The following is a 17,689-nucleotide window of genomic DNA, read 5'->3' on the forward strand; positions in this document are numbered from 1 at the left end:
TTCCAAAGCCTGCCTGACGATCAGCGGTTGTGGCAAAAAGGCCAAACGCGGGTTCGCAATTTCAATCACTTAGCCAATCTGTTGTCGAACTTGGGTGGGAACGATCACCTTCAACGATGACAAGACGCTGACCTACGGAACCGGCGGCGCGCGCCCGGACAGTTTTCAGAAGTTTGAATTGCTCACCTCTAACGTTGACGCAACCTGGCCAATGATCGTCATTCTTGGCGCAAAGGACGGCAATCTGGGAGGAAAGGACGACGGAGTATGGTACCACCCCTATCACCGCGACAACGACATTCTTCTGGTCGCCATAAATGACAAGAATTACTGGATCGAACTGACGCGCGACTGATGGCTCCGCCCATAAAAACGAGCGCGCTCGGCGCGCGGCCGACGCTTCCGGTGTCTGGCCGAGCAGGCCGCGGCGCGCTCGCCCCGAATTAGGTCGAGATAGTCTCCGCCACCGGACTTTCGGCACGAGCGGAGAGCCCGCGCGGCTGGCGACGGCATCGGATCTCCTTGCGATCTGTCGGTCCTCTCGGCGACCATCCGCCCCGCCGCACGAAACCGGCGGCCCAGACACGGAAGCTCATTTGCACGACGATAGCATTCTTCCGGGCCGGCGCACACTGCTCGCCGCAGCGCTCTGCACCGCAGCGCTGGCGGGCTGCACCGAGACGGCCGGCTCAGGCCCCCCCGTCGCCGCCGCGCCCGGCAGCCGCGAGGCGCTGATCGCCGCCCTGCCCGGCTTGATCGAGCCCAACGACATTGAGCGCACCCGATCGCTCGCAGAGGGGGTGGGGTGGACGCTGCCGCCCGCCGCCGAAACGCGCATCGGCGGGCGATGGACCTTCCGCACGCAAAAGGGCGAGTGGGGAACGGTCACGTTCAATCCCGACAAGACGCTGACGTATGGGAGCGGCGCCACGGGTCCGGGCGATTTCGCCCGCTTCGACACCCTGAGCTCCGATCGTAATGCGAGGTTGCCGCGGATCATCGTGATGGGCGAGAAAGACGACGGGAACTGGTTCCTGCCGTACCACCGCGACGACGACATCCTGCTCGTCAACATGGCGAACACGACCCAGTGGATCGAGCTGACGCGGGGCTGACCCGCAAACGAAAAGGGCGCGCCAAGCTTCCGCCCGGCGCGCCCCCTCTGATCCTCGCTGGCCCTGATCAGGCCGCGACGCGCACGCCGCGCACGATCTCGACCAGCGCCTCGGCCACACCCATCGCGGAGGCAGCGTTCTGCCCGGTCGCCAGCAGCTCGTCCACCGCCACGTTCGGCGTGAACGGCGCGGTCGGCTCGACCTCGGCGCCCAGCGAGCGCAGCTTGCCTTCCAGCGAGTAGGGCATGGCGCCGGCGTAGCCCTCGGCCTCCTCCTCGGCGTCGGTGAAGCAGGCGACCTTGCGGCCGCGCGTCAGCGGCTGGCCGCGCGGGTCCATCACCGGCGTCAGGCCGGCGACGCCATGGCCGACGGCGCCGATGGGCCGAGCCTTGAGCGCGAACTGCTCCAGCGCCACGGTCAGCTCGGGGCAGGCCGTGAAGTCCCACATCGCGCCGCGGCCGCCGGGCAGGAAGATCGCGTCGTAGGCGGTGATCTGGACCTTGCGCAGCGCCGGCGCCGCGGTCAGTCCTTCGGTGAGCCGCGCGTCGCCCCGGAAGCGGCGCACCGCCTCGGTCAGCGCCTCGTCGGTCTCGCAGGCGGGGTCGATGGCCGGCGCGCCGCCCTTGATGGTCGCAATCTCGGGAGCCAGCCCGGCGTCTTCGAAGGCGTAGAAGGGGGCCGCGAAGCTGTCGAGCCACAGGCCGGTGGGGCCGCCGTTGAAGCCGGTGCGGTCGTTGGACGTCAAAACCATAAGGATGCGCGTCTGCGCCATGAGCAACTCCGTCGCTGGTTGGTCGCGCCGGCCCGGCATTCAAAGGCCCCTGCCGCCTCGCGAGGGGCGCTGGAGCCAGCCGAAGAGTGACGGGCGCGAATGACGCGCGGAGAGCCCGCTCGCCTTGTGCGGTGCAAGATAGGGTGTCGCGACGGGTTTTGCAAATCGGCCCGGCGCCGTCCCCGCGCGGGGATCCATCCGCGCATTCGGGCTGCTGCGAAGCGGCGGGCGCCGCCGGTGATTCGCCGCCCGAGCCCCGACGCGGCGCGCGCATACCGCCACTGGCGCCCCGCCGGGTGGCTAAACACATCCGGCGGCAGATCGACCCAGCCGGCCAACTCAACCCTCGGCTGTAATTGCCGCCGCCGGGACCGAAGCAAATTGACACAAAGGCGGAGAAGCTTCATGCAACCCTCCTGTCTTGGATGTGGAGGCTCGGAAATATGGTTAAGTTTTTCGCCGTCGTTTCGGTGGCCGCAACGGCGCTGTTCGTCATGTGCTAGACCGCCATGGCGACGACGATCGACTTCGACGCCGCGGATGCGAACCCGTACATCGAAGACGGCTTCAGCATCGCCGATGCGCGGATCGTCAACGGCAACTGCCCGATCAGCGGACCTTGCCTGGCGCTCAACAACAATGAGGCGTCTGTCCTGACCCGAGTGGATGGCGGCCTTTTCGACCTCGACTCGATGTCGTTCCGTCTTCTCGGCAATGGCGTCGGCAACACGCTCTTTGTGGGCGAAACGGGCGCGGCGCCGGAAAACATCGTGTCGTTCTCCGTGCCTGCGTTCGCGAAGAACACCACCCACTTTTATGATTTCGGCGCGGTTTTCGAAGCGGTGTCTTCGATCACCTTCTACACCACCAACGGAGGGAACGCCCGCATCGACGGCGTGAACCTGACCGCGGTCCAGACCGCGTCGCCGATCCCGCTGCCCGCCGCCGCGTGGATGCTCCTCGCCGGTCTCGGCGGCATCGCGGCTCTGTCGCGCCGCAAGGCGGCCTGACCCTCGCATCACGACGAGACCTTTGAGCCCCGGCGCAAGCCGGGGCTTTTCTTTTCCGCCGCCCCGCCTTGGTACTCGTCTTCGTCCCGATATCGCCGCAACCGCGTGCAGCGCCTGATCGACCAGGAACGGCCCCGCTCCGGGGCAGCACGCCGTTCTGCGCAGGTTTCGGGGATGACGCGGTCAGCGTGGATCGCCGCGAAGACCCCGCCACAGCGCACCGTGAAAACGCCTGTCTCCCGGCGCGTTGGGCGCCCCGGTCGCCGGAAGGCGCAGCGCCGTCCCCGCCTGCGTCGGGAACATGACGGCGATCGCGGGGGCGCCCGTCCCATCGCGGGCTCGCGCCCGAGCCGCGGGGTCCTGCGCGGCGGCGCCCCCTCTGGGCCGCCGCGCGCAGGGTTCGCTCAGACCTCGTCCGGGAAGTGCCGCAGCACCGAGCGGATCGGGTTCGGCGCCGCCTGGCCCAGACCGCAGATCGAGGCGTCCTCCATCGCGCGGCCGAGTTCCTCCAGCAGCTTGCGGTCCCACTTCTCGGCAGCCATCAGCTTGACGGCCTTCTCGCAGCCCACGCGGCACGGCGTGCACTGCCCGCAGCTCTCGTCCTCGAAGAACTTCAGCAGGTTGAGGGCGACGTCCTTCATCGAGTCCCTGTCGGAGAACACCACCACCGCCGCGGAGCCGATGAAGCAGCCATGCGGCTGGAGCGTGTCGAAATCCAGAGGGATGTCGTCCATCGTCGCGGGCAGGATGCCGCCTGACGCGCCGCCCGGCAGATAGGCCTTGAAGCTGTGGCCCTCGGCCATGCCGCCGCAATGCTCGTCGATGAGCTGGCGCATCGTCACGCCCGCCGGGGCCAGCTTCACGCCCGGCTCGCGCACCCGGCCCGACACCGAGAAGCTCCGCAACCCCTTGCGCCCGTTGGCGCCGTGGTCGTTGAAGGCGCCCGGCCCCTCCTTGGCGATGGTGGCGATCCAGCACAGCGTCTCGACGTTGTGCACCAGCGTCGGGCGGCCGAAGACGCCGACCTGAGCGACATAGGGCGGTCGGTGGCGCGGCAGGCCCCGCTTGCCCTCGATCGACTCGATCATCGCGGATTCCTCGCCGCAGATGTAGGCGCCGGCGCCGCGCCGCAGGTCGATGTGGCCCGGCGCGACGATCCCGGCGGCCTCGAGCTTCGCGATCTCGCGCCGCAGGATCTCCAGCACCGCCGGGTATTCGTCGCGCATGTAGATGAAGCAGGTCTGCGCCTCGATGGCCCAGCCCGCGATCAGCATCCCCTCCAGGAAGCGGTGCGGCTCGCGCTCCAGAAACCAGCGGTCCTTGAACGTGCCGGGCTCGCCCTCGTCGCCGTTGACGGCGAGATGACGCGGCCCCTCCGCGCCGCGCACGAAGCCCCATTTGCGCCCGGCGGGAAAGCCCGCGCCGCCCATGCCGCGCAGGCCCGCCTCCAGCACGTCGGCCTGCACCTCGTCGACGCTGCGCGCGCCGCCGCGCAGCGCCTTGAGCGTCGCGTAGCCACCGGCGGCGGCGTAGGCTTCAAGAGTCTGATAATCCGGCATTTCCGGATGCGTGTCGCCCGCCGAGACGGCGGCGGAGACGGTCTCCGGCGTCGCATGGTCGATGTGGTTGTGGCCGACCTCGACCACGGGCGCCGCGTCGCACCGCCCCATGCAGGGGGCGCGGACGACGCGCACCGCCTGCGGGTCATGGCCTTGGGTGAGCGCGGCGCGCAGGCTCTCGGCGCCCGCCAGCATGCAGCTCACGCTGTCGCAGACGCGGATGGTCAGCGCGGGCGGCCCGGCCTCGCCCTCCCGCACCACGTCGAAATGCGCGTAGAAGGTGGCGACCTCGTACACCTGCGCCTGGCTGAGCCGCATCTCCTCCGCGAGCGCGCGCAGATGCGCGGCGCCGAGGCGGCCGTGGGCGTCCTGTATCAGGTGCAGGAACTCGATCAGCAGGTCGCGCCGGCGCGGCCGGTCGCCAAGCAGCGCGCGGACCTCCGCCAGAGCGGCGTCGTCGAGGCCGCGCCCCTTGACGCCGGTGCGCCCCTTGCCGCGCGCCGATTTCCAGACCCCGGCCTTCCCATCCAACGGAGACATGTTCGCGAACACTCCCTATCTTCTCGCCAGACGCACCGCCGGAGAAACGACCGATGCCCCAGTTCCACCGCACCGCCGCAGCCTTCCTGGCCGCAGCGACGATCGCCGCCGCGAGCCCTGCGATCGGTTTCGCCGGAGAACTCGCCGAGGGCGATCAGGTGATCGAACTGCAGGAATGGCGCCAGATGACGGAGGGCCGCACCGTCCATTATTCCCTGGCCGGGCGACACTGGGGCCGCGAATATTTCCACGCCGACCGCGACAGCGCGACGTTCGTATCCGCCGATGGCGACTGCGTGACGGCGCCGTGGGTCTATGCGGATGGGGTTTTCTGCTTCTCCTACACGGGCATGGACTGTTTCCGGCATGTCCGCCGCGGCGACATGCTGCTCGCCCTGCCGCTCGGCGACGGAGCTGAGCAGGTCATCGAGCGCATCACCACGGAGCCGCTGAGCTGCGAGCCGCCGCTTTCAAGCTGACGCGACGGCCGCGGGCCGCGCCGGGGCGTCAGTCGGGATGCACGATCATCCGCTTGTAGAGCCGCCAGGTGGCGTGGCCCAGCACCGGCAGCACCACGATCAGGCCGAGAAAGAACGGCAGCCATGACGCGGCAAGCGCGATGGCGACGAACAGGCCCCAGCCGAGCAGCGGCATCAGGTTCTTCGCCACCGCCGAGACCGAGAGCGCCACCGCCGTCACCGGGTCGACGTCCTTCTCCAGCATGTAGGGGAACGAGACGACGGTGATCGAGAACACCACAAAGGCGAACCCGGCGCCGACCGCGTTGCCCACCAGCATGAAGGTGAAGCCGTTGACGGTGGTGAACACCTCCGAGAGCAGATGGTCGAGCGGCGTCGGCGAGAGGCCGAAGAACAGCGCGTAGATCAGCAGCGCCACCCGCAGCCAGACGAAGACGGCGAAAAGCAGGATGAAGCCGAGGAACAGGATGTTCACGTTCGTCGTCGCGCGCCGGATGTTGAAAAGGTCGCCGAGGCCGACCGCCTGGCCGGCGTCGCGGCGCCGGCTCGCCTCGTAGAGCCCCATCGCGGCGAAGGGGCCGATCAGCGCGAAGCCCGCCAGCATCGGGAACACCAGCACCACCATGTCGTACTGGTAGGCCAGCGCCAGCATCGCCATGCCGCCAATGGCGAACAGCAGCCCGATCGCCATGCCGAACGCCGGCATCGCCCGGAAATCTTCCGCCCCCTCGCGCAGCGCGGCAGAGACGTCTTCGACGGTGATCGTCCGGATCGTCGGCGCGCGGCGCGCAAGTTCGCCAACCACGCGCGCGCCAACGAGATCGTCAGCGCCTGCATTTGCGTCCGACATGGCCGCAGCCTCCCATGTTTCTTGTAGCACCACGATACGCCACAGCGGCGCATTCCGCCATGCGTCCACGCCGCCGCGCCAGGCGCCTTGACCGCGCTCAAACCGACGATCTTCTCGACGGCGCGCAGCACGGCCGCTAGACTCCGACGATGTTCGTCCGATCAGGCGCCCTTCTGGCCGCGTATCTTCTGTGCGCGACCTTGGCGGCGCACGGGGAGGAACGCGACACGCGACGTCAGATGTCGCCGGAGGAGTTCCGCGCCTTCAGCGAAGGCTGGACCCTGCATTTCGAGGAGAATGGCCGCGCCTTCGGGGCCGAAAGCTACTTCGAGCGCGGAGAAGTCCTCTGGAAGCCTGCCGGCGGGGCGTGCGTCCGCGGCGTGTGGGCGCCACGAAACGGCGGCGTCTGCTTCCTCTACGCCAACGCCTTCTCCTGCTGGAGGATCTGGGACACGCCCGGCGGCGTCGAAGCCGAGCCTCTTGAGGGAGGCGCCAGCGTCGCGGTCGTCAGGCGCGACAGCAGCGTGATCGACTGCTCCGAGATCCCGGTCGCCTGAGAGGATTCGCAGCGCGGGGCGACGGCCGCCCCGTAGCGGCCGCCCAGTGGCGGCCGCTACGGGGCGAGGTCAGAACAGGTCCACGTCGCCGCCGCTCTGGTCTCCCGGCCATCCGGTATGCGGCGCACGGCCGGACAGGGCGTCCGCCAGTCGCCCGAGCTTGATGCGCGACAGCGCCGGGCCGGCGTCGATCTCACCGCCAGCGCCGGACTGCTCGCTGAGGGTTTCGAGGAAGTCCGAGAGCCCGCCCAGATGCTGGGACAGCCGATCGAGTTCCTGAAGGCCGCGCAGATGCGGCAGCATGTGCGCATTGGCGTGGGCGACGAGGTCGCCAACCGCCGTCTCAAGGTCCGACGCCGTCTTCTGAAGCGCGCGCAGCTCCACCGACACGCTCATCAGATAGGCGGCGACCGGCGCGACATCCTGCGCGCCGCCCTGTTCCCGCGGGTCCGCGAGCGGATGCGGGCGTGACGAGGCTTCGCCGAGGGCAGGCTCGGCGCCATCGTATTCGGGGCGCGCCCAGTCGGGCGTCGTCACGGTTCGGCTCATGGGCTCGCTCCTGCCGGCTTGCTCTTGCGTCAGAACAGTTCGATGTCGCCGCCGACGGGTTCGCGGCGCACGGATTTCGGCTGCGGCGGAGGCGTGGCGTCCACCTTGAGGAAGATCTGTCGCGCCCGACCCGTCACCGGCCAGTACTCGATGCGCCTCCCCTGTGCGCCGCCGACGCTGCCGCCGAGATAGGCGATGCCCTCATCGCGCAGGAACTGCTCGGCGAACTGGGCGTTTCTCGCCCCGACGGCGTAGCGCCCGGACATGAAGGCGCAACCGCCGAACAGCTTGGCCTCGAGCCTTTCGCGGCGCGCGCCCTGCTTCAGAAGGCCGTTCACGAGAAGCTCCATGAGATGGACGCCGTAACGCTCCGCATCGCCCTTTCGCGCGCCCTCGCCCCCGTCCGGCAAGAGGAAGTGGTTCATGCCGCCGACCCCGGCCTCCGCGTCGCGGATGCAGGCCGCGACACAGGAACCGAGGACGGTCGTCAGCACGACTTCGGGATCGCGCGAGACGACCCATTCGCCCTGGATGACGGTGATGCGCTTTGAGGACACTGGGCGCGCCGTCAGTCGATCGAGCCGACGATGGCCTCGATGCAGCGCTTCATCTTCGGCGCATCGATCGGCTTTTCCAGATAGTTGTTCATCCGGAACTGGCGTCCGCGCTCGATGAGCGTCGCGTCGCTGCGGCCGGTGACGAGCACGAACCCGACCTGGCTGGTCGGCTCATGGCCGCGCAGGGCCTCCAGAAGCTGAAGCCCGTCGAGCTTGGGCATGTTCATGTCCGAGATCACCAGATGCCGGGGGTGGCGCTTGAGTCCGTCGAGCGCCTCCTGACCGTTCTTGTAGATCTCGATGTTGCGCAGGCCGATCTCTTCGAGCGCGGCGACCAGCAGGCCACGGCTCACCGACGTGTCGTCGACGACCGCGACTTCGAGAAGTTCCTTCAGCGCCATCAGATGGCCTCCTTCGTTGCGAGTTCGTTTGAAAAGATTTCGTCGGCGATGGACTCGAGCGGGGTGCCGACGTCGACCGCCCCGATCTCGATTGCGGCGCGCGGCATGCCGAAGACGACGCAGGTCGCGCGATCCTGTGCGATGGTGCGGCCGCCGGCCGCCCGAATGGCGCGAAGCCCTTCGGCGCCGTCGCGCCCCATGCCGGTGAGAAGCGCGGCGACCACGCCCGAGGCGCCCGCCCGCACGATGCTGTGGAACGCCACGTCGACCGAAGGACGATGGCGATTGACCGGCGGCGTCGGTGTGAGCCGCACGCAGCGCACGGCGCCCCACTCGACCTCGAGATGCGTGGCGCCGCCCGGCGCGACATAGATCCGGCCCTGCTCCAGCGGCGCGCCGTCCCAGGCTTCCGCCACGCTCGGCGCACAGAGAGTGTCCAGCCTTGCGGCGAAGCTGCCCGTGAAGTTCTGGGGCATGTGCTGCACCACGACCGTCGGCGGCGTGTTCGCCGGAAACCGCGACAACACCGTGACCAGCGCCTCGACGCCGCCCGTCGAGGCGCCGATCGCGATCAGCCTGGTGGGACGCCGGCACATGCGGTTCAGCCCCCGCTGCGTTCGTAGGAGGTGACGCCGTCGCTGATCAGCATGGCCGACGCCGGCCCTGCGATGCGCTCCGAATGGCCGATGCAGAGGCGTCCGCCGGGCGGCAGCAGGTCGGCGAAACGCTTCCACAGCCGCTGCTGCGTCTCCTCGTCGAAGTAGATCGCGACGTTGCGGCAGAACAGGATGTCGAAGGGGCCCTTCATGGGCCAGTCGCCCATCAGATTGAGCTCGCGGAACGTGATGAGCGACCGCATCGCCGCGTTCGCCTGAAGCTGCCCGCCCTCCACGCTCTCGAAGGTGCGCGACCGCAGGACTTCCGGCGCGTCGCGCAGGGCGTCGGCCGGATAGCGGCCCGCCGCGCCCTCGGCGAGCACCTTCGGATTGATGTCCGTCGCGAGGATCTTCACGTCGCGGCTCGCCGCGTCGGGGATCGCTTCGAGCACGCACATCGCGATGGAGTAGGTCTCCATGCCCGTGGAGCAGCCGGCGGACCAGATGCGCACGCGCCCGCCAGCCTTCGCCCGCTCCGCCAGCGGCGGCAGAACCTTGCGACGGAGGTCTTCGAAGTGGTGCGGCTCGCGGAAGAAGCGCGTGACGTTGGTGGTGAGCGCAGCCAGCATCTGCGCGCGTTCCGGAGAGCCCGGCTCGGTCACGAGCGCGAGATACTCCTTGAACGTCCGCAGCCTCAGCGCGCGCAGCCGCTTGGCCAGTCGCGCATAGACAAGCGGCTCCTTCGCCGGCGGCATGTCGATGCCCGCCTCGGCGCGGAGGAGCCGGGCGATCTCGCCGAACTCCGCCGCGCTGAAGGAGAATTCGCGGGGCGCAGCGTCCCGCGAAATCTCGGCGGCGGACATCGCGGCCGCGAGGGCGCTGGGCGCGGTCACGTCAGGCGGCCTCTCGGTCGAAGCTGGGCAGCACCTGATCGAGTTCGATGAGGCTGATCATGCGGCCCTCCAGCGCGAACACGCCCTTCACGAACTGGCGCGTGGTCTCTGAGGCGACTTCCGGCGTGGGGAGCAGCTGGTCGGCCGTGATGTTGAGGATGTCCGACACCGCGTCCACGAGCAGCCCCATGACCTGCTCGCCGATCTGCGTGACGATCGTGACGTGACGGGCCGTCGGCTCGGCTTCGCCAAGGCCGAGCCGCGAGGAGAGGTCGACGATGGGCAGCACCGCGCCGCGCAGGTTGATCACACCCTGCACGAAATGCGGCGCGTGGGGCAGCGTCGTGGCCGGCGTCCAGCCCCGGATCTCCCGCACCGCCATGATGTCGATGCAGTATTCCTGGGCGCCGATCCGGAACGCCACCAGTTCCTTGGGCATGTTGGGGGAGACGTCTTTGCTCTGAGTCATGGCATTCACCCGGCTGCTGCGAGGAAGGGATCGGCGCTCTGGGCGCCCTTGGCGCGGGCGACGAGCGCATCGACGTCGAGGATGAGCGCGACGCGCCCATCGCCCAGAATGGTGGCGGCGGCGACGCCCGGCACGCGGCCGTAGTTGGTCTCGAGGCTCTTGATGACGACCTGCCGCTGGTCCTGGATCTCGTCCACCACCAGCGCAGTGCGTCCGCCGCCCTCGCTCTCGACCATCAGCGCGACGCCCTTCTCGAGGCTCGCGGGGTTGCGCGGGCTGCGGAAGCCGAGTTCGGACGCCGTGTCGATCAGCGGAACGAAGCCGTCGCGGTCGGCGAGCACGCACCCGTTCTCGCCGAACGGGCGGAGTTTGGAGGGGTCGAGGCTCAGCGTCTCTACGATGGCGCTGAGCGGCGCCACGAGGGTCTGGCCCTCCACGGCGACGACCATGCCATCGAGCACCGCCAGCGTCAGCGGCAGCGAGAGCGTGAACTCCGAGCCCTTGCCCCGCTGGGACTTGAGGAAGATGCGGCCAGACAGGGCGTGGATCGACCGCTTCACGACGTCCATGCCCACGCCGCGCCCCGAGATCGCCGAGACGGCGGTCTGCGTCGAGAAACCCGGCAGGAAGATCAGGTTGTCGATCTCGCTCTCGGTGAGCTGCGCATCGGTCGGGATGAGCCCTTTCGCCGCTGCGATCTCCTTGACCTTGTCGCGGTTCACGCCGGCGCCGTCGTCGGAAATCGTGATCACCACGCGCCCCGAACGATGCGCCGCAGCGAGGCGGACGACGCCCTCCTCGGGCTTCCCGGCCTCGACGCGCTTCTCGGGCTTCTCGAGCCCGTGGTCGATGGCGTTCCGGATCATGTGGGTCAGCGGGTCGGCGAGGCGCTCGACAACGGTCTTGTCGACCTCGGTCCATTCGCCTTCCGTGACCAGCCTGACCTTCTTGCCCGTGGCGTCGGCGACCTCGCGGACGATCCGGCTCATGCGCTGGAACAGCGGCTTGAGCGGCTGCGCGCGGATCGCCATCACGCTTTCCTGGATCTCGCGGGTGAGCTGGTCCAGTTCGTCCAGACCGCTCGCGATGGCGGGGTCGTTGTCGCCCTCGCCGCCCTTGACGGCCTGCGCCAGCATCGCCTGGTTGATGACGAGCTCGCCCACGAGGTTGATGAGACGGTCCACGCGGTCGAGATCGACGCGGATCGTCGCGCCGGGCGCGGCGGAGGCGGCGCGCGCCTGAGCCCCTTCCTCCGCCTTGGCCCCCGGCTTGGGCCCGTCGGCGGCCGGAGCCGGCTGAGCGGCGGACTCCGGCTCGGGCTCGGGCTCGGGCGTCACTTCGGCGGGGCGAAAGGAGCGCAGGAGCGCCGTCTCCGCCTCCGTCGGCCCCTTCGGCGCGGCGGGTGGCGCGATCGGCTCCTCATCGTCCTTGCCGGGCGCGATGGTCAGCTCGCAGTCCTCTTCGCAGAACTCGAAGACGTCGCGGACCGCGCGATCGTCCTTCTCCGTCCGGAGCTTGATGTCGAAGGCCAGGCAGGCGCCGAGCGGATCGAGCTGGTCGAGCAGGGGCACGGCGGCGAGGTCGCAGATGACCCGCATCTCGCCGAGGCGGCCGATCTCGCGCAACAGCACGACGGCGTCGTTCGCCTTCTCGTAGAGCTCGACCTTTGGGCGGAAGAAGATGTTGAACACCTTGCCCTGCGGCGCGCGCTGCAGCGTCGGCAGCGCCATCGGCGTCGGCGTGAAGTCGCCGCCCGAGGGCTGGCCGAGGCCGGGGATGGCCATCGGCATCGGCGCGAAGGCGCCGCCGTCGTCCGCGGGCGTCGCCGCCTCGGCCGAAGCTGCGGCGGGTGCGGGGACCGCGCCGCCGCCGCAGAACGAGGCGATCTCGTCGGCGAGCGGCTTCCACTTGCCTTCCGGGGCCTCCTCGCCGCTGCGCGCAGCCGACACGAGGTCGGCCAGCACGTCGCTGGCGCGCAGCATGGCCTTCATGAGTTCGGGGCCGGGGTCGAGCTGGTCGGCGCGGATCTCGTCCAGCGCCGTTTCGAAGACATGCGCGAAGCTCACCAGCGTGGTCAGCTTGAACGCGCCGGCGCCGCCCTTCACGGAATGCACCGCCCGGAAGACGGCGTTGACCGTCTCCTTGTCGGTCGCGCCGTCCTGCATCTGCAGAAGGCCCGATTCGAGTTCTGCGAGCTGTTCCTCGCACTCCTCGAAGAAGGTTTGACGAAGAGATTCCAGCGCGTCGCTCATGCCTGTCTCCTGAATTCAGGGCCTGCGGGGAAAAGCCCCGTCAGGCCGCAACCCTGCGAACGACGTCCACGAGCTTGGACTGTTCGAAGGGCTTCGTGATCCACCCTGTGGCGCCGGCCTTGCGCGCCCGGTCCTTCAGGGACTGGGAGCTCTCGGTGGTCAGCACGAGGATGGGCACGCCGGCGAAGCGCCGGTCGCCGCGCACGGCCTCGATGAAGCCGAAGCCGTCGAGGTTCGGCATGTTGATGTCGGTCACGATGACGTCGGGCACCACGTCGCGCAGCACCTCGAGGCCAAGGAGGCCGTCGGCCGCCTGAAGAACGCGATAGCCGCTTTCCTCGAGGGTCACGCGGAGCATGTCCCGCATGGTCCGGCTGTCATCGACGGTGAGAACGGTCTGGGTCATGCAGTATGGTCTCCGGAGGTGAGGCTGGCGGGCTCCAGGCCCATCAGACGAAGCGCGTCGGTCATTTCTTCCGAAGGATTCTCAAGATTCAGTTCAGAACCGTCGGCGCGCCAGCTTGCGGCCGCAGAGAGCAGCACCTGGGCGCAGAGGCCGCCGAGCCGCTTGACCGCACCCCCGTCGACCGTCACCGCCGCCCCGCGCACGGTGCGGAAGCTGTCGGCGAGGCCGGGGGCCGCCGCGCTGTCGAGCACGTCCGGCAAGGCGAGGCGCGTCGCGCCTTCGTCGGCAAGATCCTTCATCTCAGAACTCCTCCCATCCTGCGTCGCCGCCCCCGGCGGCTGCGCGTATCGGGGCGGCCGGCGCGGCCGGCGTCGCCTTGGGCTTCGGTTTGGGTTCGGCGGGCCGCAGCGGGGTCACGCCGCCGGAAGGCTGGGCCGGCTGCTTCGGGCTGGCGGGCGCGGGGGCCATTCTGACTGCGGCCGGCCTGGGCGCCGCGGCAGGCTTCGGCGCCGCGGCAGGCTTCGGCGTCGCGGCAGGCTTCGGCGCCGCCACCGGCCTGGGCGCGGCGGCAGGCTTAGGCGCGGCCTGCCTTGCCGCCGGCTTCGCGCCGGTCTTGAAGCGCGAGACGAGGCTGGCGAACGCATCGGCCTGGGACGAGAGCGAGCGCACCGAACTGGTGACCTGCTCGACCATCGCGGCGTTCTGCTGGGTGAACTGATCCATCTGGCCCACGGCGCCGCTGACCTCCTGCAGGCCGGACGCCTGCTCCTGGGCGCTGATGGCGATCTCGCCGACCGCGGCGTTGATCTCGGAGACCCCCGAGATGATCCGCTCCAGCGCGGCGCCGGCGCCGTCCACGAGCTTCACGCCGCGCTCCACCTGCTCCTTCGAGGACAGGATGAGATCCTTGATCTGCTTGGCGGCGTCGGCCGATCGGCCCGCAAGCGCGCGCACCTCCGAGGCGACGACCGCGAAGCCGCGGCCCGCCTCGCCGGCGCGGGCGGCCTCGACGCCGGCGTTCAGCGCCAGCAGGTTGGTCTGGAAAGCGATTTCGTCGATCACGCCGATGATCTGGCCGATCTTCTCGGAGGACGCCTCGATCTCGCTCATGGCGGCCACCGCGTCGCGGACGACCTCGCCGCCGCTTTCGGCCTCGCCCTTGGCGCGGGCCACGGTGGCCGAAGCCGCCGAGGCGCCGTCCGCGGTCTTGCGGGTGGTCGCGGCGATCTCCTCGATGGCGGCGGCGCTCTCCTCAAGGCTCGCCGCCTGGCTCTCGGTGCGCGCCGACAGGTCCTCGGCGGCCGAGGTGATGGCGACCGTCGCGACGTTGACCGCAGCGGCGTTCTCAACGATCTGCGTCATGGAGGACTGGAGCGCTTCGAACGCGGCGTTCAGCTCATCGCGCAGGCGCCCGTGCTCGGCGGGGAAAGCGGTCGACACGCGATGGGTCAGGTCGCCCGCCGCGAGATGCGACACCGCCGCGGCCAGCGCCGACACCATGTCGGCCTGCTCGCGCAGCAGCGCCGCGCGTTCCGACTCCGCCGATTCGCGCTCGGCGTCGCGTGAGGCGCGGGCCTGTGCGGAGTCCCGCTCCATTTCGATCTTCTCGATCGCGGCGGCGCGGAACTGATGCAGCGCGGCGGCGATGCGGCCGACTTCGTCGTGACGCCCGCTCTCGGGGATCTCCAGGTCGAGCTGCCCGCTGGCGAGCTTGTCCATGGCGTCGCTCAGCTCGCCGAGCGGCCGGGTCACGACGCGGGAGACGAAGATCAGGATCACAGCGATCGCCAGCGCCGCGATCACCAGCCCGGCAAGGCTGGACTGCAGCGCGCTGCCGGTCGCGGCGGCGGTCACGTCGCTCTCGTCCCATGTGGTGACGAGGGCGCCGACGTCGCCGATCGGCAATGCGATATGCTTCAGATCGCCGGAAGCGCCGACCGCGATCGCGCCCGTCTGGCGGGCCCGGGCGAGGGTCTCCAGCCCGGCGGCGTCGATCGAACCGCGCTCGACCAGGGTATCGCCCGCGGCGGAAACGACGAGCGCGTGGCGCACGCCCCCGCCCTTCTGGCCGAGCAGCCGATCGAGAACGCCCTCGACGACCTCCAGCCGGCCCCACTTCACGCCGCCGGCCATCTGATCGGCCATCAGCGTGACCGTCGCATGCTGCGCGCCCATGCTGGCGTTCACCGCGGCGGACCGCAGCGCGACGAACTGCAGGGCGACCAGAATGCCGACGCCGAGCACGATCACGCATGCCGCGACCGTTGCGACCTTTCTGCCGATGCCGCCGCCGGCCGCCGCCGGTCCGCCACTCATGGCCATCTCAAGCACTCCCATTTTCACGACGTCCGTAGATTGCCGCCCCGGCGCGCCGGGGCGGAGCCGCAGACGAGACGGCTCAGAGACCGAGAAGCTCGACGTTCACGCCGATGGTGACGGCGCCGACAGGCGCGCCGCTGGCGGGGTCGACGAGGGTGAAGCTGACCTGGCTCTGGAGCGTCTGGGTCGACTCGTCGAGCTCGACCTCGTCGACGAACACGGCGTCGGGACCGACCGGATAGGTCTTCTGCCACTTGGCCTCGTCGCCCTGCCAGTAGTCGGAGGTCAGGCCGCTCTGGGCGACGTTGAGCCCGACGACGTCCATCACGAAGATCTCGGTGATCAGCCCGCGGCTCGCGGCCTGCATCTCCTTGAGGGTCGCCGAGGCGGCGCTGGCGAGGGCGGCGTCGATCATCGCGCCGCCGCCTGCGGCGACTTCCGCGCGCCAGGTCTTGTCCAGCGCGTCGATCTCGGCCTCGCTGAGGCCCTTGTTGGCGTCGTTCTGGTCCGCCAGCGCCGCGAGAACGGCCGGATTGGCGACCTGGGCGCGGAAGCCCTCCTCCACCAGCGCGCCGATCGCGGCCGTCAGGTCCTGCGAGGCGCCGGCGGGGACGGCGGCGCCGAGGGCGACCGAGAGGGCGAGGAAGGAGACTGCGTTCTTCATTTTCGGCATCCTTTCGGGACGGCTTCGGTTTCGGGGTTCATTCGGCCGCGTGCATCACGCGGCCTCCCCCACCTTCGAGGCGGAAGACGCTCACGAGCTCGCCGAGTTCGGCGGCCTGGTTCTCCAGCGTGCGCGCAGCCGTCGCGCTTTGCTCCGCGAGACCGGCGTTCTGCTGGGTCATTTCGTCCATTCGGGTTACCGCCGAGGAAATTTCCTCGACGCCGGCGCTCTGTTCGCGGCTTGCGGACGAGATTTCCGCGATGCTTTCGGCGAGGCTGGTGATCGACGACGTGATGCCGTCCAGCGCCTCGCCCGACCGGTTGACGAGATCGACGCCGCTGCTGACATGCGTCGAGCTTTCGGCGATGAGCTCCTTGATCTCGCGCGCCGCGTCGGCAGAGCGCTGGGCGAGCGTGCGCACCTCCGAGGCGACCACGGCGAAGCCCCGGCCCGCCTCGCCGGCGCGCGCCGCCTCGACGGAGGCGTTCAGCGCGAGCAGGTTGGTCTGGAAGGCGATGCTGTCGATCAGCGCGGTGATGTCGGAGATCCGCCCGGAGCTCTTCTCGATCCGATCCATCGCCGAAACCGCCTCGGTGACGACGGCCCGGCCGTTGACGGCCTTGGTCGCCGCATCCGTCGCCTGCCCGTTCGCCCGCTCGGAGTTCTCGGCGTTGGAGCGGACGGTGGAGGCCATCTCCTCCATGGTCGCCGCAGTCTCCTCCAGCGACGCCGCCTGGCTTTCGGCCCGGCTGGAAAGCTGCGTGGACCCCTCGGCGATCTCGCCGGTCGCGGCGCGCAGCGCCTCCGCGGTCGTCTTGATCCGGGAGACGAGGCTCGCCAGCTGATCGACGGTGGAGTTGGTCGCGCCCGCGAGCTCCCCGAACAGCCCCTCGCCATGGGCGGGCATGCGATGGGTGAGGTCGCCGTCGGCCAGCCGCGAAAGAACGTCCCGCATTTGCCGCAGATAGCCGCCGAGCAGGTCGTAGATCTCGTAGAGCGCGCGCGCCACCATCTGCGTCTCGGGCGTCAGCGTGTTGACTTCGATGCGGCTGTCGAAGTCGCCGTGACGGGCCTGACCGATGACGTCGGCGATCACCGCGCTCGACCGAAGCTGCTCGGTCTTCTCGATCCACTCGACAATGTACCCGTCATGCCCGCCGGCGTCGTTGCCGATCAGCGAGACGCTCAGATCGAAGCTGCGGCCGTCGAACTCGATCTTCGCCTTCATCTCGGCATTCATGCCTTGCAGCATGCGCCGGTTGTGCGCCGGATTCTTGTGGAAGACGTCGATGTTCATGCCGACAAGTTTGCTGATGTCGGTCAGGCCCTTGTTGCGCCAGTAGGCGCCGGACTTTTCAAGGGACCTCTCCAGGCTCGGCACGACATAGGTGATGTTCAGATCGGGGTCCGCGATCATGATCTGCGACGAGGCGGCGTCGAGCGCGGCGCGCCAGCATTTCGCCTGATTGTATTGGCCCGCCGAAAGCGCCGCCCCGCGCCCCAGCAACAGGGCGCCGGCGCTCGCCAGAAGGGCCACTCCCGCAGCCGCCGCGGCCGTGTAGACCCCTGCGGCGCCGCCGCCCAGCGCAGCGTAGCCCGATCCGGCTAGCGCAAGCGCCGAAGCCCCCAGCGCTAGCGCGCCAAGCGGCGCCGCGACGCGCTCGCGCGGATTATTGCTGTTGTGATCGGCGGATATCATCG

Annotated in this window: 20 protein-coding genes; 5 read left to right on the forward strand and 15 right to left on the reverse strand. The window is 69.4% G+C overall.

The genetic code is table 11. The features are described 5' to 3' along the window. Nucleotides 1-94 precede the first annotated feature (94 nt). Nucleotides 95-355 carry a hypothetical protein gene (locus BLW43_RS15195; RefSeq protein WP_093254747.1) on the forward strand — a complete coding sequence of 87 codons (261 nt, stop codon included), beginning with the start codon at nt 95-97 and terminating at the stop codon, nt 353-355. 241 nt (nt 356-596) lie between these two features. Further along, nucleotides 597-1,115: a hypothetical protein gene (locus tag BLW43_RS15200; protein WP_093254748.1), complete on the forward strand. Its 519-nt coding sequence runs from the start codon at nt 597-599 to the stop codon at nt 1,113-1,115. A gap of 67 nt (nt 1,116-1,182) precedes the next feature. Here BLW43_RS15200 and BLW43_RS15205 read toward each other — a convergent pair whose 3' ends face one another. After that, nucleotides 1,183-1,887 carry a type 1 glutamine amidotransferase domain-containing protein gene (locus tag BLW43_RS15205; protein ID WP_175478939.1) on the reverse strand — a complete coding sequence of 235 codons (705 nt, stop codon included), beginning with the start codon at nt 1,885-1,887 and terminating at the stop codon, nt 1,183-1,185. Between the two features lie 509 nt (nt 1,888-2,396). On the opposite strand from BLW43_RS15205, the gene BLW43_RS15210 reads away from it, so the two are divergent. After that, the gene (locus BLW43_RS15210; protein WP_093254751.1) at nt 2,397-2,897 is read left to right on the forward strand and encodes a VPLPA-CTERM sorting domain-containing protein; all 501 of its coding nucleotides are present in this window, start codon (nt 2,397-2,399) and stop codon (nt 2,895-2,897) included. Nucleotides 2,898-3,301: 404 nt separating this feature from the next. Here BLW43_RS15210 and BLW43_RS15215 read toward each other — a convergent pair whose 3' ends face one another. Next, the gene (locus BLW43_RS15215) at nt 3,302-4,996 is read right to left on the reverse strand and encodes an NAD(P)H-dependent oxidoreductase subunit E (RefSeq protein WP_093254918.1); all 1,695 of its coding nucleotides are present in this window, start codon (nt 4,994-4,996) and stop codon (nt 3,302-3,304) included. 53 nt (nt 4,997-5,049) lie between these two features. Here BLW43_RS15215 and BLW43_RS15220 point away from each other — a divergent pair, with 53 nt between their 5' ends. Next, nucleotides 5,050-5,475, forward strand: coding sequence for a hypothetical protein (locus BLW43_RS15220; RefSeq protein ID WP_093254753.1), 426 nt, complete (start codon nt 5,050-5,052; stop codon nt 5,473-5,475). A 28-nt stretch (nt 5,476-5,503) separates the two neighbouring features. Here BLW43_RS15220 and BLW43_RS15225 read toward each other — a convergent pair whose 3' ends face one another. Further along, nucleotides 5,504-6,325, reverse strand: coding sequence for a DUF2189 domain-containing protein (locus tag BLW43_RS15225; RefSeq protein WP_093254754.1), 822 nt, complete (start codon nt 6,323-6,325; stop codon nt 5,504-5,506). Between the two features lie 239 nt (nt 6,326-6,564). On the opposite strand from BLW43_RS15225, the gene BLW43_RS15230 reads away from it, so the two are divergent. Next, a complete protein-coding gene (locus tag BLW43_RS15230; RefSeq protein ID WP_093254756.1) occupies nt 6,565-6,882 on the forward strand; it encodes a hypothetical protein in 318 nt (105 codons plus the stop codon). Between the two features lie 69 nt (nt 6,883-6,951). Here BLW43_RS15230 and BLW43_RS15235 read toward each other — a convergent pair whose 3' ends face one another. The 12 genes from BLW43_RS15235 to BLW43_RS15290 all read right to left on the reverse strand — a co-directional run bounded on the left by BLW43_RS15235 (nt 6,952) and on the right by BLW43_RS15290 (nt 17,687). After that, on the reverse strand, nt 6,952-7,431 hold the full coding sequence (locus tag BLW43_RS15235) for a hypothetical protein (protein ID WP_093254758.1): 480 nt from the start codon (nt 7,429-7,431) through the stop codon (nt 6,952-6,954). 29 nt (nt 7,432-7,460) lie between these two features. Continuing rightward, complete coding sequence (locus tag BLW43_RS15240) at nt 7,461-7,988, reverse strand: chemotaxis protein CheD (protein WP_245731067.1); 528 nt, start codon at nt 7,986-7,988, stop codon at nt 7,461-7,463. An 11-nt stretch (nt 7,989-7,999) separates the two neighbouring features. Continuing rightward, on the reverse strand, nt 8,000-8,389 hold the full coding sequence (locus tag BLW43_RS15245; RefSeq protein ID WP_093254761.1) for a response regulator: 390 nt from the start codon (nt 8,387-8,389) through the stop codon (nt 8,000-8,002). Further along, nucleotides 8,389-8,985 carry a CheB methylesterase domain-containing protein gene (locus tag BLW43_RS15250; protein ID WP_093254762.1) on the reverse strand — a complete coding sequence of 199 codons (597 nt, stop codon included), beginning with the start codon at nt 8,983-8,985 and terminating at the stop codon, nt 8,389-8,391. Before BLW43_RS15250 ends, BLW43_RS15245 begins: the two co-directional genes overlap by 1 nt. Nucleotides 8,986-8,990: 5 nt before the next feature. Continuing rightward, nucleotides 8,991-9,878 carry a CheR family methyltransferase gene (locus BLW43_RS15255; RefSeq protein WP_245731068.1) on the reverse strand — a complete coding sequence of 296 codons (888 nt, stop codon included), beginning with the start codon at nt 9,876-9,878 and terminating at the stop codon, nt 8,991-8,993. A 1-nt stretch (nt 9,879) separates the two neighbouring features. Further along, nucleotides 9,880-10,347, reverse strand: coding sequence for a chemotaxis protein CheW (locus BLW43_RS15260; protein ID WP_093254764.1), 468 nt, complete (start codon nt 10,345-10,347; stop codon nt 9,880-9,882). Nucleotides 10,348-10,352: 5 nt separating this feature from the next. Then, a complete protein-coding gene (locus tag BLW43_RS15265; RefSeq protein ID WP_093254765.1) occupies nt 10,353-12,599 on the reverse strand; it encodes a chemotaxis protein CheA in 2,247 nt (748 codons plus the stop codon). Nucleotides 12,600-12,639: 40 nt separating this feature from the next. Further along, complete coding sequence (locus tag BLW43_RS15270) at nt 12,640-13,005, reverse strand: response regulator (RefSeq protein ID WP_093254768.1); 366 nt, start codon at nt 13,003-13,005, stop codon at nt 12,640-12,642. Beyond that, nucleotides 13,002-13,304 (reverse strand): STAS domain-containing protein, encoded by a 303-nt coding sequence (locus BLW43_RS15275; protein WP_093254769.1) that lies wholly within the window; start codon nt 13,302-13,304, stop codon nt 13,002-13,004. Before BLW43_RS15275 ends, BLW43_RS15270 begins: the two co-directional genes overlap by 4 nt. Nucleotide 13,305: 1 nt before the next feature. Continuing rightward, nucleotides 13,306-15,321 (reverse strand): methyl-accepting chemotaxis protein, encoded by a 2,016-nt coding sequence (locus tag BLW43_RS15280; RefSeq protein ID WP_139284087.1) that lies wholly within the window; start codon nt 15,319-15,321, stop codon nt 13,306-13,308. An 82-nt stretch (nt 15,322-15,403) separates the two neighbouring features. After that, complete coding sequence (locus BLW43_RS15285) at nt 15,404-15,988, reverse strand: hypothetical protein (protein ID WP_093254773.1); 585 nt, start codon at nt 15,986-15,988, stop codon at nt 15,404-15,406. A 37-nt stretch (nt 15,989-16,025) separates the two neighbouring features. Further along, a complete protein-coding gene (locus tag BLW43_RS15290) occupies nt 16,026-17,687 on the reverse strand; it encodes a methyl-accepting chemotaxis protein (protein WP_093254774.1) in 1,662 nt (553 codons plus the stop codon). Nucleotides 17,688-17,689 lie beyond the last annotated feature (2 nt).

It is taken from the genome of Rubrimonas cliftonensis (assembly GCF_900107585.1).
Classification (GTDB): domain Bacteria; phylum Pseudomonadota; class Alphaproteobacteria; order Rhodobacterales; family Rhodobacteraceae; genus Rubrimonas; species Rubrimonas cliftonensis.